We start from the raw sequence: 14,552 nt of genomic DNA on the forward strand, positions 1-14,552 counted from the left end.
GCGAAGTGGAACTCATGAGTTCCGTGCTGGACGAGGCGGTGATCCCCTGCCCAAGGCCGGGCAAAACTCCACCACGAAATCAAGACTCGCTAAGCGCATCCTCGCAGCGACAGACAGGGTTGAACGTGACCGAGCGAGCCGAGACCCGCGGCATTTTTGGGAGAGGATAATGTTCGGAACACCAACACACCTAACCGGCGACGCTCGGCGCTTGAGATTCTCGATCTTGCGAAGCAGGTCACCGAAGCGATGAACTTATGCCCTTGTCACAACGCGAACCTGGCAACGTCCACACGCCTGTCGATATGAGGCGAGATGAAGTGAGTCCAATCATGCTTATCAAGACGGTCACGTTGCATTCTCTTAGTTATCTTGTAGGCATTACCAGTTCAGTGGCGGTGCACCAGGTCATCCCCTCGCCGGGCACAGCGAGCGTCTTCCAGTCTGGCACGGCTGCAACAGGTCATCAGCAGGTCGCCAATCGCTCGACCAAGAGCGATAAGTTGCCAATCAGGCAGGCAAAGCGTCAACTCAACGTGCCAAGTTTCAATTTCGGAACCAACTGTAAACCGCCGATTGATGTCCGTGGGCGCTGCTTTGCAGACGCCGGAGGGACCCGCAAGGTCGCGCTGTCCGCTCGCGGCCCCCTTCGCGGCATACCGATTGCTTTGAACCAAATTGGTCCTGATGCGACAGATCTCGTGTAGTGGTGGTGCAGGCAAAATGACCGATATTCGAGGCGGCGACCTGTCCAATCATTCAGTATTGAAATCGCTAAGCAGAATCCGCACAGCAAAGCTACACCTCGATCGGCCGACGTCGCACCAATCGACAGAGGCCGCCCTGCTGTCGCAGATCGCGCTTTGCGACGTTCTATTGGACGAAATTCAATCGGTCGCTTGCAGTCTGAAGCGGGCGAGAGCCGTGCCCAGTGAGCCGACGTCTGGTCGCAACCGGGCGCGGCTGCGGTACCATTCCTCAAGACATGATCTGCAGCGACGACGCGCGGCGCAGCGATGCCGCGTGCCGTCGAAGTTTCTTTCGGTCGCCACCTAGCCCGGACGAGCGCAGCGACATCCGGGTTCGCCGACACGGCACGCAAGACCGCTGGCGCCGACGCGCGTCCCGCGCGCCGGCTGTCGCTCATGCGGGCTATGCGCTGCACCCATATCCGCGCGAGAAACGCACCATCTCTCCTCCCTCATTGCGAGCTGCGCTCGCAATGAGGATTGGCGCGGCAGTCTCGTGCGTCAAGCTGTCATTCGCACCGGGCGCAGTGGGCAGGTCGCTTCGCGGCTTTCGCCGCGTAGCGCCTTTGCCCACCCTACGCTACTACAACTACGCATTCTCCAGATGGCACGCCACCCACTGGTCCTCGCCCTTCAGACGCAGCTCGGGCGCCTCCATTCGGCAGCGGTCGAATGCGAGAGGGCAGCGGGTGTTGAAGCGGCAGCCCTTGGGCGGGTTGACGGGGCTGGGAACGTCGCCCTTGAGAATGATCGGGGTGCGCTCGGCGCCGGGTTCGGGAATTGGGACGGCTGAGAGAAGCGCCCTGGTGTAGGGATGGCCGGGGGACGCAAAGATCTGCCGTCTGGGGGCGAGCTCGACGATGCGGCCGAGATACATCACGGCGACGCGGTGCGTCATGTGCTCGACGATGGCGAGGTCGTGGCTGATGAACAGCAGCGCGAGGCCGAATTCGCGCTGCAGGTCCTGCAGGAGGTTGACGATCTGCGCCTTGACGGAGACGTCGAGCGCGGAGACCGCCTCGTCGCAGACGATCAGGTCGGGCTTGGCGGCGAGCGCCCGCGCTATGCCGATGCGCTGGCGCTGGCCGCCGGAGAATTCGTGCGGGCGGCGGTTCACGGCGTCGCGCGGCAGCCGGACGATCTCCATCAGCTCGGCAATGCGCGCATCGCGCTCGGCCGCAGTCTTGGCGAGGCCGAAATTGTTGATCGGCTCGGCCAGGATGTCGCGGATCCGCATCCGCGGGTTGAGGCTGGAGAACGGGTCCTGGAACACGACCTGCACGCGGCGGCGCATGTCGCGCAGGCTGCCCGGGCCGAGATCGTCGATCCGCGTGCCGTCGAGCACGATCTGGCCGGCCGTGATGTCGAACAGCCGCAGGATGGCGCGGCCGACGGTGGACTTGCCGCAGCCGGATTCGCCGACCAGCGACAACGTCTCGCCGCGCGCGATCTCGAACGACACGCCGTCGACGGCGTGCACCCGGCTCTTGGCTCGCCCAAACAGGCCGCTGCGGATCGGGAAGTGCTTCTTGAGGTCGTTGACCTGGAGCAGCGGCATGGTCATGCGGCGGCCTGCTCCTTGGCGGCGAAATGGCAGGCGGCGATGTGATGCTTGGCCTTCTGCTCCAGCCCCGGCGCGTATTGGCGGCAGACATCGGTCGCGAGCGCGCAGCGGCCGGCGAACACGCAGCCCTCGATGCGCTGCTTGAGGTCCGGCACCTGACCGGGAATTTCGGCGAGACGCCTGGTCTCGCCCGACAGCGACGAGCCGAGCTTGGGCAGCGCGCCGAGCAGGCCCTGCGTATAGGGATGGCGCGGCGAGCGGAACAGCTCCCTGACCGGCGCTTCCTCGACCTTGCGGCCGGCATACATCACCATCACGCGCTCGGCGACCTCGGCCACGACGCCGAGATCGTGGGTAATCAGGATGATCGCGGCGCCGACGCGCTGCTTCAGCTCCAGCATCAGCTTGAGGATCTGCGCCTGGATGGTGACGTCGAGCGCGGTGGTCGGCTCGTCCGCGATCAGGAGCTTCGGGTTGCAGGCCAGCGCCATCGCGATCATCACGCGCTGGCGCATGCCGCCGGAGAGCTGATGCGGATATTCGCGCACGCGGCGTGCCGGCTCGGGGATGCCGACCAGCGTCAGCATCTCCACCGCGCGCGCCTCGGCCTGCGCCTGGTCGAGCCCCTGATGCAGCCGCAGGGTCTCGCCGATCTGGCGGCCGACCGTCAGCACCGGGTTGAGGCTCGTCATCGGCTCCTGGAAGATCATCGAGATGTCGTTGCCGCGGAGCTGACGCATCTCGCGGTCGGAGAGCTTAAGAATGTCCCTGCCCTCGAGCTTGATCGAGCCCGCGATCTTGCCCGGCGGCTCCGGGATCAGCCGCATCATCGACATTGACGTCACCGACTTGCCGCAGCCGGATTCGCCGACGATGGCGAGCGTCTCGCCGGGGTTGACGTGGAAGGAGACGCCATCGACGGCACGGTTGATGCCGGTCGGTGTGCGGAAATGGACCTGGAGATTCTCGACCTCGAGCAGCGGCATCATTTGAGCTCCCGGCGATCTCTGACTGCGCTGCTCATGGGCTCTTCGCCATGCGCGGGTCGAGCGCGTCGCGGAGGCCGTCGCCGACAAGGTTGACGGCGAGCACGGTCACCGAGAGGAACGCGGCGGGGAAGAACACGATGAAGGGCTTGACCTGCCACAGCGCGCGGCCTTCGGCCATGATGTTGCCCCAGGACGGGATGGTCGGCGGCGTGCCGGCGCCGATGAAGGACAGGATCGCCTCGGTGATCATCGCGCTGGCGCAGATGTAGGTCGCCTGCACCAGCATCGGCGCCATGGTGTTGGGCAGGATGTGGCGCAGGATCACCATCGGCGTGCGCGTGCCCGAGGCGACCGCGCCATCGACATAGGGCTGCTCTCGCAAGCTCAGGACGACACCGCGCACCAGCCGCGCGACGCGCGGGATCTCGGCAATGGTGATGGCGAGGATGACGTTGCCGACGCTGCCGCGCGTCAGCGCCATCAGCGCCACCGCGAGCAGGATCGGCGGTATCGACATCAGCCCGTCCATGCAGCGCATCAGGACGCCATCGGCCCAGCGCAGGAAGCCGGCGACGAGACCAATGGTAAGGCCGATCAGGGAGGCGCCGAGCGCCACCGCGAGGCCGACCGTCAGCGAGACGCGGGTGCCATAGAGCACGCGGGAATAGATGTCGCGGCCGAGCGCATCGGTGCCGAACCAGAAATCCGCCGACGGCAGCCGCGTGCGCTTGGCCGGCGCGATCGCGGTGGGATCGACGGTGAAGAGGAATGGCGCGAACACGCCGATGATGACGAGCAGCAGCAGGAGCGCGCCGCCGATCGCAACCGTCGGATGGTTACGCAGGAAGCCGATGGCGCCGCGCCGGATCTTCGGCGCGACCATCAGGTCGGGCAGAACAGGCGCGAGGACGAGGCCTGGCGGCGGCGATATGGAGGTGGCGGTCAATAGCGGATCCTCGGGTCGACCAGGGTGTAGGTGACGTCGATCAGGAGATTGACGAGCACGTAGACGAAGCTGAACAAGAGCACGATGCCCTGGATGACCGGATAGTCACGGCGCAGGATGGCATCGATGGTGAGCCGGCCAAGGCCCGGAATGGCGAACACGCTCTCGGTGACGACGGCGCCGCCGATCAGGAGCGCGATGCCGATACCGACGACGGTGACGATCGGCACCGCGGCATTCTTCAGCGCATGAATGAACAGGATGCCGCCCTGCCCCAGGCCCTTGGCGCGCGCGGTGCGGATGTAGTCCTGCTGCAGCACCTCGAGCATCGCGGCGCGAGTGATGCGCGCGATCAGCGCGATGTAGACGCAGCCGAGCGCAACCGCCGGCAGGATCAGGTTCTGCAGCCACGGCCAAAACCCTTGGGCCAGCGGCGTGTAGCCCTGCACCGGAAGCCAATCGAACTTCAGCGCGAAGACGTAGGCCAGGATGTAGCCGACCACGAACACCGGGACCGAGAAACCGAACACGGCGAAGGCCATGATGATCCGATCGATCCAGGTGCCCGCCTTCCAGGCCGCGATGACACCGAGCGGCACGGCGATGATGATCGTGAGGACCAGGGTGACCATCATCAGCGACAGCGTCGGCTCGATACGCTGGGCAATCAATGCCGACACCGGCAGGTTGGTGAAGATCGAGGTGCCCAGATCGAAGTGCAGCAGACGCCAAACCCAGCTGCCGAACTGGACCAGGAATGGCTGGTCCAGTCCGAGATTGGCTCTGATACGCTCGACGTCGGCCGGGCTCGCCTGGTCGCCTGCGATCACAACGGCCGGATCACCCGGCGCGATGTAGAGCAGGCTGAAGACGAACAGCGCGACGATCGCCATCACCGGCAGCGTCGACAGGACTCGGCGGAGCGCATAGGTGAGCATGGGAGGTCTTTCGCCCTATGCGGTCTTCGACACGCCCCAGAACAAGGGGATCGGCCCCTTGGTCACGCCCGAGACGTTCTTGCGCCAAGCGGTATAGCCGAGGAAGAAGCCGGTGGGCGCGAACACGACGTCGTCGATCGCCGCCTTGTTGATGCGCGCGGCGACCGCCTTCTCCTCGTCGAGCGACTTGGCGGCGAACCAGTCGGTGATCTCCTTCTCCACCGGCTCGCTGGTCGGCCAGCCGAACCAGGCCTTGTCGCCATTGGCCCGCAGCGCGGTGTAGGCGGCCGGGTTGATGCAGTCGGCACCTGCGTGCCAGGTGTGGAACATGTGCCAGCCGCCTTGCGAAGGCGGCGTCTTCTGCGCGCGGCGGGCGCCGACGGTGCCCCAATCGGTGGCGACGAAGTCGACGGTCATGCCGAGCTTCTTGAGGAGATCGGCGGTAACGTCGCCGAATGCCTTGGTGATCGGCTGGTCCTGCGCGACGACGCAGGTGATCGGCTCACCCTTATAGCCGGCCTCCTCAAGCAGCTTCTTGGCCGCCGCGAAATCGCGTTTGCCTTTGAGGATGTCGCCGCCCGCCTCGGTATAGAGCGGCGTGTCCGGCGTGAAGAAGCCGGGCAGCGGCTTCCACAGCGCGTTGTCGTCGCCGACCAGCGCGCGCATATAATCTTCCTGGCTCATCGCCATGAGGATCGCCTGGCGCGCCTTCACGTTGTTGAACGGCGCATGCAGGTGGTTCATGCGGAACGAGCCGACATTGCCGAGGGGATCGCCGATGTCGACGCCGATGTTCTTGTTGCCCTTCAGCACCGGCACGAGATCGGTGATCGGGTTCTCCCACCAGTCGACCTCACCGTTCTGCAGCGCGGCAGCCGCGGTCGCAGGATCCGGCATGATCACCCATTCGACGCGATCGACCAGCACCTGCTTGCCGCCGGCGAGCCACACCGGCTTCTCCTGGCGCGGCACGTAGTCGGTGAACTTCTCGAACACGGCCTTGGCGCCCGGCACCCACTCGCCCTTGACGAATTTGAACGGGCCAGAGCCGACATATTCCGACATCTGCTTGAACGGGTCGGTCTGCGCAATGCGCTCGGGCATGATGAAGGCGCAGGGCGCATTGCCCTTGCCGAGCGCGAACAGCATCTTCGGATAGGGCTGCTTCAACACCCATTTGAAGGTCTTGTCGTCGACGACCGTCAGTTCGTTCTGCAGCGCCTTCAGCATCAGGCCCATCGGATCGCGCGCCGACCAGCGCGTGAGGCTGGCGACGACGTCCTTGGCGAGCACCGGCTCGCCGTCATGGAATTTCAGTCCCGGGCGCAGCTTGAAGGTCCAGGTCAGGCCGTCGTCGGACACCTGCTCGGATTCCACCATCTGGCGCTGCGGCACGAACTGGTCGTCGATGCCGTACAGCGTGTCCCACACCATCGCGGCCGCGTTGCGCACGACATATTGCGTGCCCCAGATCGGATCGAAATTGGCGAGATTGGCCTGTGGCACAAAACGCAAGGTGCGTGCGGCAGCGCCTTGTGCGATCGCCGGTGCCGCAATCCCCGTCAGCGCCAGACCACCCGCGCCCGCCAATCCCTTCAATACCGTCCTGCGATCCATGTTCTCTCCTGATGCAACATGCCAAGTTCAATTGCCGAAATTATAAGCAAGGCCCATGCCATGCGCGTGGAGTGCATTCATTTGAACGCAAATGAGGCACGGAGCGCAAGCTTTTGCGTAGCCCGGGCGAGCGCAGCGCCCCCGGGTTCTCCCGCACAGTTCATGCGAACCCGCATGTTGCTTTCGCTCATGCGGGCTACGGAAAGTGCCGTGCAGCAACATCGTGCGTCACGCCTGCTTTCTGACGGGCGAGCCGTCGGCCATCAGCGTCTCGCCCTTGCGTTCGACGATCATGCCGTAAGCCTGCGGCTGGCGATGGACGTCGAAGTTGAAGACCGTCTGCTTGTAGGATCTGCACAAATCGAGGTCACAGCGCGCCAGCGCGATCTCATCGCCCTTGGTGGCACAGGCCGCGACGATCTCGCCGGAGGGTGCGATGATGCAGCTGCCGGCGATGTGGTCGATGCCCTCCTCGATGCCTCCCTTGGCGACGCCGATGACCCAGGTGCCGTTCTGATAGGCACCGGACTGCATCACGAGGCGGTTGTGGAACAGCGAGAGATCGTCATGCTCCGGCGCGGGCGGATTGTGCACCGGCGTGTTGTAGCCGATCAGCACCATCTCGACGCCCTGCAGCCCCATCACGCGATAGGTCTCCGGCCAGCGGCGGTCGTTGCAGATCGCCATGCCGATGACGCCACCGAAGGCGCTCGCGACGCCGAAGCGCTTGCCGGGCTCGAAATAGCGCTTTTCCAGGTGCTGGAACTTGCGCCACGGCTCGTGCTCGGCATGTCCCGGCAGATGCACCTTGCGGTATTTCGAGACGATCGCGCCGGTCTTGTCGACGAGAATGGCGGTATTGTAGCGGTGCACGATGCCGCCCTCGAGCGCCAGCTCGGCATAGCCCAGGCAGAAGCCGATGCGCAGCTCCTTCGCGAGCGCGAACAAGGCCTGCGTTTCCGGCCCCGGCATCTCGCGCTCGAAATAGAGGTCGATCTCGGCCTGATCGGCCATGTACCAGCGCGGGAAGAACGTCGTCAGCGCGAGCTCGGGATAAACGATCAGGTCGCAGCCATTGGCGTGCGCCTGCCGCATCAACGCCATCAGTCGCGCAACCACCGCGGTCCGTGTTTCGCTCTTGGCAATCGGGCCGAGCTGACCAATGGCGACGTTGACGAAGCGCGGCATGTTTCCGTTCCTTATTTCGGAACTAAGTGGTCGTTCCGTGGCGCGCAGCTCTTGCACCGATCATGCCATGCCCGCTCAGTCGCGCAAGCCCGGCGCGTAGCCGAACGCCACGGCCGGCTCGGCCGCGGTCTCGACCCACACGCTCTTCACCTGCGTGTATTCGTACAGCGCCTCGATGCCGGAGGAGCGGCCATGGCCGCTGTTGTTGTAGCCGCCGAACGGCGAGGCGACGTTGATGGTCTTGTAGGCGTTGATCCAGAACGTCCCGGCCTTGACCTGTGCTGCGACGCGATGCGCGCGCGCGACATCCCTGGTCCACACCGCGCCCGCGAGGCCGAACTCGCTGTCATTGGCGATCGCGATCGCCTCCGCCTCGGTGTCGAAGCGGATCGCGGCGACGACCGGACCAAACACCTCCTTGCGCGCGATACCCATGGCGTTGGTGACGTTCTTGAGCACGGTCGGCTTGACGAAATATCCGCCGTCCTGCGCCACGCCATTTGCGCCAGCGGCGATCTCCGCCCCCTCCGCCGCGCCTTCCCGGATCAACGACAGCACGTGATCATATTGCCTGGCGTTGTTGATCGGACCGATCTCGGTGTCCGCCGACAGCGGATCGCCGCATTTGATCTTCACTGCACCTTTTGCAACCAGATCGACGAAGCGGTCATAGACCGCGCTCTGCACCAGCAGCCTGGAGCCGGCGACGCAGCTCTGTCCGGCGCCGCCGAAGATCGCGGCCTGCGCGCCGACGGCGGCGCGTTCGAGATCGGCATCGGCGAACACGATGTTGGCGGACTTGCCGCCGAGCTCGAGCACCGACGGCAACAGCCTGCGCGCCGCAGCCTCGCCGATCAGCCGCCCGGTCGGTACCGAGCCGACGAACACCACCTTCCTGACCGCAGGCTGCGCCAGCGCCGCCTGCCCCGTGGTGTGGCCGAAACCGGCGAGCACGTTGACGACGCCCTTCGGCAAGCCCGTGCGTTCGGCGATGCCTGCCAGCGCCAGCGAGGTCAGCGGCGTCAGCTCCGAGGGCTTGAGCAGCACGGCGTTGCCCATGCTGATCGCTGGCGCGATCTGCCAGCCCGCGGTGAAGATCGGCGCATTCCACGGCGTGATCTGCAGCACCACGCCCATCGGCTCGCGACGCGTGTAGTTGAGATGGCTTGAGGGCACCGGGATGACGTCGCCGTGGAATTTGTCGGCCCAGCCGGCATAGTACTCGAACATCTCCGCGACCTTGGCGACCTCGCCCCTGGTGTCGCGGATCGGCTTGCCGGCGGACAGCGCTTCCAGATGCGCCAGCGGCTCGGCCGCGGCGAGGATCGCCCGCGCCACCGCCTGCATCACGCGGCCGCGGCCCGCGGCGGTCAGCTTCACCCATTCCGCCTGCCCCGCCCCCGCAGCAGCAGCCGCCTTGGCCGCCACGTCGGCACCGGCATCGGCATAGGTGAACAGCAATCTGCCGGTGGCGGGATCATTCACCGAGACCGTCGCGCCATCGCCGACGATCAGGTCACCGCCGACATGGGAACCAACGGCCTCCAAGTCAGGCCAGAACGGCAGCGTGGCGGCGCGCAGGCGGGGATCGATGAAATGGGTCATGGCGGCACGCTCACGGCTTCGGCATCGGACCGAGCTGCAGCTCGACGATGCGGTTGAAATCATCGGTGTCGGCGATGCTGGCGGCGCTGTCCGCCCAGATGCGCGCGGTGTCGGCGGCCATCGGCAGCGACAGTCCGAGCTCGCCGATGAACTGCGCCGCGAGCCTGACGTCCTTGCGCATCAGCTGCATGGTGAAGCCGGAGTCGAAGGCGCCGTTGAGAATCCAGTTGGGCACGTTGACGAGCGTGACGCCGGAGCGGCCGGAGCCGGCATTGAGCCCTTCGAGCAGCCGCACTGCGTCGACGCCCGCCGCATCGGCGATGCGCAGCGCCTCCGCGGCGGTCAGCAGATGCGCGGCGCAGAGAAGATTGTTGACGATCTTGGCGACGTTGCCGGCGCCGACGCCGCCGACATGGACGCGCTTGGCGCTCATGCGCTCCAGCACCGGCAGCACGCGCGCGAGATCATCGCCGTCGGCGCCGATCACCATCGTCATGGTGCCGGTCGCCGCGCCCTTCGGCCCGCCGCTGACCGGCGCATCGACGAAGCCCATGCCGCGCGCCTTGAGAAGGGCTGCGAGCCGGCGCGAGGTCTCGGGATGCGAGGTCGAGGTGTCGACGATGACGACGCCGGCCCTGGCCTGCGCGAGGATACCGCCGGCGCCTTCCACGACATCGGCGACGATGCCGGCGGTCGGCAGCGACAGGATCACGATGTCGGCGGCGGCGATCACGCCGCCGATGCCGTCGGCAATCGCGATGCCCTCGGCCGCGAGCGCCGCGCGCGTCGCGGCTAGCGTGTCGTAGCCGGTGACGGCGAAGCCCGCGCCCTTCAGCGTCAGCGCCATACCGCGCCCCATGTTGCCAAGTCCGATGATGCCGACCGCGGTCACGAGGCCTCCTGCCAGATTTGCCTCGCCAGCGTAGCCGCGCAATTCCGGAGCAGACATCAGCGCCGTCCGCCGCTAGTGTTGACCTCAGGTCAACACGTTCCGAAGCCATGTCCGCCCTGCTCGATCACCACCGCCTGCACTATCTGCACGAGGCGATCCGCCTCGGCTCGGTGCGCGCCGCCGCCGAAGCGCTCGACGTCAACGCGTCGGTGATCAGCCGGCAGATCGCGCTGCTGGAAAAGGAGCTGGGCCTCACCTTGCTCGAGCGCCTCAGCCGCGGCATCCGCGCCACCGCGGCCGGCGCGCTGCTGGTCGAGCGCTTCCGGCAATGGCAGGCCGACCAGGCCGACACCGTCGCCAAGCTGCGCGAATTGCAGGGGCTCAAACGCGGCCATGTCGACATCGTGCTCGGCGAGGGTTTCGTCAGCGACCTGATGTCCGGCCCGCTCGGCCGGTTCTGGCAACGCCATCCCGACCTCACCATGGCGTTCGATCTGGCCGGCACCAACGAGGTCGTCAATGCCGTCGCCGAAGACCGCCATCACATCGGCCTGGTGTTCAACCCATCAGCCGATCCGCGCATCCGGATCGCGACCGCGAGCCGGCAGCCGCTCTGCGCGATCATGCCGCCGGATCATGCGCTCGCGCGGCTCGGCCGTCCCTTGCGCTTGCGCGAGCTCGCCGATCACCCCCTCGGACTGATGCATCCGAGCTACGGCACGCGTCAGGTCGTGGCAATGGCGGAGGCCGCCGAGCGCATCGCCCTGTCGCCGAAGCTCACCACCAGCTCGATCAACGTGCTCCGCCACTTCGTCAGGAGCGGCCTCGGCCTGACGCTGCTGCCGGCCTTCGCGATCGCCGCCGATCTTGCCGACGGCTCCCTTGCCGCCGTGCCGGTGGACAACCGCCTGCTGGCCTCGAGCGAAGCCTGCGTCATCACCCGGCGCGGCCGCGAGCTGCCGCATGCCGCCAGCCATCTGCTGCGCTTTCTCAGCGGCCAGATGCGGGCGTTCCGGGTCGGAGGACCCGCCGGCAAGACCAGGACGCGCGGCGCCGGACGTTGATCCGCACAGATCATCACGGATCGTTTTCCGTTGCGCTCGCGCGTGGGTTGCGATTGGATGTTGTAATTTAGGGAATCGACCTCATGCGCCACGCTCTCGCGATCGCGTTCGGCCTGTGGGCGGCGACAGCAGCTCAGGCCGAGACCTGCCAGCTCATCGGCAACCAGATCCTGTGCGACGACGGGAGGTCGGGGCAGCGGATCGGCAACAACACTTACTGGAATGACGGCTCCTCGTCACAGCAGATCGGGCGCTTCACCTACAACAACGACGGCAGCAGCTCGCAGCAGATCGGCAACCACACCTACTACAGCGATGGCACGTCGTCGCACACGGTCGGAAGCACGACCTACTTCAGTGATGGCAGGACGTGCCGGCGGATGGGCAAACAGATTCATTGCGACTAGTCAGCCGCCCCGACCGGACCGCTGCAGCAGATTTTCGGCAGGAGGGCGCTGGAGCGGGTGAAGGGAATCGAACCCTCCTATTCAGCTTGGAAGGGTTTCGGCGCCTGAATGTTTTCAGGGCCCATGACCTTGCACCCAAGTTTTATCCAGATCTGAGTTCGTTCGGGCGGTTTGATGTGCCCATCTGGGCGGTCGTAGCGGCGGGAGCTGGCGCGGAGCTCTCGGCATAGCGCAGCTCCAGATCCCGACGCGGATTGCAGGTGGCGGCGAACTCGGATGGCGTCTTCCATCCGAGCTGGGAGTGCGGCCGAGCGTCGTTATAGTCGGTCCGCCAGCATCGGAGCGCGACGCGGGCCTGAGCAAGCGAGGTGAACAGCGTCTCGTTCAGCTGTTCATCCGCAGGCGACCGTTGAAGCTCTCGATGAAGGCGTTCTGCATGGGTTTGCCCGGCGCGATGTAGTGCCAGGCGACACGGCTCTGATCGGTCCATGTCAGGATGGCATTGCTCGTGAGCTCGCTGCCGTTGTCGCTCACCACCATCTTGGGCTTGCCGCGCTCGGCGACCGGCCGGTCCAGCTCCCGGGCGACCGGGGCGCCCGAGAGTGAAGTGTCGGCCACCAGCGCCATTCTCGTCCTCCAGCGTCTTCACAGCCGCTTGGCCTCCGAGACGTCCATTCCGCCGAACTTGGCCTTCCACTTGTAAATGCTGGCGTCGCTCACGCCATGCTTGCGGCAGAGATCGGCGACCGGAACGCCAGCCCCGTGCTCCTTCAAAATCCCAATGATCTGCTCTTCCGTAAAGCGGCTGCGCTTCATGCTCTGGTCCTCGTTGGGCCAGAACGAACTTCAAACTGGATTAAGCCCCAGGGGCAAGGTCAGCGAATACCAACAAAATCAGAAAGTTGAGAACTCGTTTGGGGGGAAAAGGCATCATTGTTCTGCAACGCCTTCCAAGAGCAGGCCCCAAACGGACTGGACGAAGTCAGCCGCAGACCGAAGGGCCGCAGAGCGGAACCGGTGAATTCGGCGAACCGAACGGTCTGGCGCAGTCGGGGGCTTAACGTCCCGGAGACGCAACCTTCAGAAGTCTGCGACCGTCTTGGACTCATGCCGGGCGAAACGCGCGGGCGCGTAGGGCCTGGGATCGACGATCGGTTTGGCGGAGGTCACGAGGTCGGCGATGAGATGGCCCGCACCTGGCCCGATGCCGAAGCCGTGGCCACTGAAGCCGGCGGCGACGATCAGGCCGGGCAGCGCGGCGAGCTCGTCGATCGCAGGCACGCCGTCGGGCGTGGAATCGATGTAGCTCGCCCACGCCGCCGTGACGCGGCTCTGCTTCAAGGCCGGCAGCAGCTCGACCGCGCGCGCCCGGGTCAGGCGGATGGTGGCCTGGTCCGGCCGGGGATCGAGGATGCGGGTCAGCTCCATCGGCGTCGGCGCGTCGAGCCGCCAGCGGCCGACCGTCTCGTGGCCGGCGCGCAGGCCTTCGAGCCCGCCGGGCAGCAGGCTGCGCCAGCGCCTGGCGAACATCGGCAGGAAGTGCGACGCGAAGCGCAGCTGCTGAAGTGTAGGATCGACGCGGCCGCGGCCGCTGATCGCGAGCGTATGGCCGCCGTCGCCGCGCCGGGTGATCGAGACGGCGGCGGTGTGCAGCGCCGGGGGCAGCGGCTCCGCCGACGGCGACAGAGCGAGCGCCGAGGCGCGGATCGAGGCCATCGGCAGTGCGACACCGAGCTGATGGCAGAACGACGAAGCCCAGGCGCCGGCGGCGAGCACCGCGACCGGCGTGCGGATGGTGCCGCGCTCGGTGATCACGGCCGACAGCCGGCCGCCGCTGGTCTCGACGCCGCGCACGGCGCACATCTGGTGCACCGAGCCGCCCTGCTTCAGGATCGCGCGCGCCACCGCGGGCGCGGCATCGGCGGGGCTGGCGGTGCCGTCGGTCGGCGAGAACACGCCGCCCTTCCAGCTGCGCCCGGTGGCAGCGCCGCGCTCCGTGGCCTGACGGCTATCGAGCATGTGCGTGGTGACGCCGGCGGTTTTGGCGAACTCGCCCCAGCGCGCCCAGCCGGCGAGCTCCGCCTCGTCATTGCTGAGATAGAACAGGCCGCAGCGCGAGAAGCCGGTCGCCTCGCCGCTCTCGGCCGCGAAGCGCTCCCACAGATCGAGGCTCAGCGTCGCCATCGGCAGCTCGCGCGCATCGCGGTTCTGCTGCCGGCACCAGCCCCAATTGCGGCTGGACTGCTCGGCGCCGATGCGGCCCTTCTCGATCAGCGCCACCGCGAGCCCGCGCCGCGCGAGGTAATAGGCCGTGAACACGCCGACGATGCCGCCGCCGATGACCACGGCATCTGCACGCGCGGGCAGCGTTGGCGATGTCTCGACGTGCACCAGCGGTGCGGGCATGCGGTCTCTCCGGCTGTAGGCTTGGACAGGTTAGAGCGGTATCAGGCCGCACGGGCGCCGGATTCGCGGCCGGGACGGCATATCATTCTGCCAGCCGGCGCAGCGCCGGCGTATTGTTTTGCATCGCATAATCCCGGCGGATACGGCCCCATTCTTGCTTTACGGACATTTCGTTGGGCCAAGCGCA

General features: G+C 66.3%; 12 protein-coding genes and 1 pseudogene. 3 read left to right on the forward strand and 10 right to left on the reverse strand.

All coding sequences use genetic code 11. The features are described 5' to 3' along the window. Positions 1-332 precede the first annotated feature (332 nt). Positions 333-707 (forward strand): hypothetical protein, encoded by a 375-nt coding sequence (locus ACQR0U_RS15335; protein WP_434843462.1) that lies wholly within the window; start codon positions 333-335, stop codon positions 705-707. Between the two features lie 631 nt (positions 708-1,338). Here ACQR0U_RS15335 and ACQR0U_RS15340 read toward each other — a convergent pair. From ACQR0U_RS15340 to ACQR0U_RS15375, 8 genes are all read right to left on the reverse strand, one after another. After that, positions 1,339-2,313, reverse strand: coding sequence for an ABC transporter ATP-binding protein (locus ACQR0U_RS15340; protein WP_316172066.1), 975 nt, complete (start codon positions 2,311-2,313; stop codon positions 1,339-1,341). Further along, positions 2,310-3,299 carry an ABC transporter ATP-binding protein gene (locus ACQR0U_RS15345; protein WP_315714968.1) on the reverse strand — a complete coding sequence of 330 codons (990 nt, stop codon included), beginning with the start codon at positions 3,297-3,299 and terminating at the stop codon, positions 2,310-2,312. Before ACQR0U_RS15345 ends, ACQR0U_RS15340 begins: the two co-directional genes overlap by 4 nt. Positions 3,300-3,333: 34 nt before the next feature. Continuing rightward, positions 3,334-4,185: an ABC transporter permease gene (locus ACQR0U_RS15350; protein WP_410051823.1), complete on the reverse strand. Its 852-nt coding sequence runs from the start codon at positions 4,183-4,185 to the stop codon at positions 3,334-3,336. Positions 4,186-4,244: 59 nt separating this feature from the next. Next, entirely contained in the window at positions 4,245-5,186 is a 942-nt protein-coding gene (locus ACQR0U_RS15355; RefSeq protein WP_315714604.1) for an ABC transporter permease, read from the reverse strand. A 15-nt stretch (positions 5,187-5,201) separates the two neighbouring features. Beyond that, positions 5,202-6,803 carry an ABC transporter substrate-binding protein gene (locus tag ACQR0U_RS15360; protein WP_316185874.1) on the reverse strand — a complete coding sequence of 534 codons (1,602 nt, stop codon included), beginning with the start codon at positions 6,801-6,803 and terminating at the stop codon, positions 5,202-5,204. 228 nt (positions 6,804-7,031) lie between these two features. Continuing rightward, entirely contained in the window at positions 7,032-7,991 is a 960-nt protein-coding gene (locus ACQR0U_RS15365; RefSeq protein WP_316164522.1) for an N-carbamoyl-D-amino-acid hydrolase, read from the reverse strand. A gap of 75 nt (positions 7,992-8,066) precedes the next feature. Continuing rightward, entirely contained in the window at positions 8,067-9,596 is a 1,530-nt protein-coding gene (locus ACQR0U_RS15370) for an aldehyde dehydrogenase family protein (RefSeq protein WP_316188429.1), read from the reverse strand. A gap of 10 nt (positions 9,597-9,606) precedes the next feature. Beyond that, positions 9,607-10,488, reverse strand: coding sequence for an NAD(P)-dependent oxidoreductase (locus tag ACQR0U_RS15375; RefSeq protein WP_315827465.1), 882 nt, complete (start codon positions 10,486-10,488; stop codon positions 9,607-9,609). 107 nt (positions 10,489-10,595) lie between these two features. Between ACQR0U_RS15375 and ACQR0U_RS15380 the strand changes: the two genes are divergently transcribed. Next, positions 10,596-11,552, forward strand: coding sequence for a LysR family transcriptional regulator (locus tag ACQR0U_RS15380; RefSeq protein WP_315827314.1), 957 nt, complete (start codon positions 10,596-10,598; stop codon positions 11,550-11,552). Positions 11,553-11,635: 83 nt separating this feature from the next. Continuing rightward, positions 11,636-11,959, forward strand: a complete 324-nt coding sequence (locus ACQR0U_RS15385; protein WP_315827313.1) for a hypothetical protein — start codon at positions 11,636-11,638, stop codon at positions 11,957-11,959. Between the two features lie 142 nt (positions 11,960-12,101). Here ACQR0U_RS15385 and ACQR0U_RS15390 read toward each other — a convergent pair. Together ACQR0U_RS15390 and ACQR0U_RS15395 are read right to left on the reverse strand one after the other, a co-directional pair. Continuing rightward, a pseudogene (locus tag ACQR0U_RS15390) lies at positions 12,102-12,775 on the reverse strand (integrase core domain-containing protein). Between the two features lie 264 nt (positions 12,776-13,039). Then, complete coding sequence (locus tag ACQR0U_RS15395) at positions 13,040-14,365, reverse strand: NAD(P)/FAD-dependent oxidoreductase (protein WP_315714612.1); 1,326 nt, start codon at positions 14,363-14,365, stop codon at positions 13,040-13,042. Positions 14,366-14,552: the final 187 nt, after the last annotated feature.

Origin of the sequence: Bradyrhizobium sp. HKCCYLRH3097, assembly GCF_051167875.1 — a bacterium.
Classification (GTDB): Bacteria; Pseudomonadota; Alphaproteobacteria; order Rhizobiales; family Xanthobacteraceae; genus Bradyrhizobium.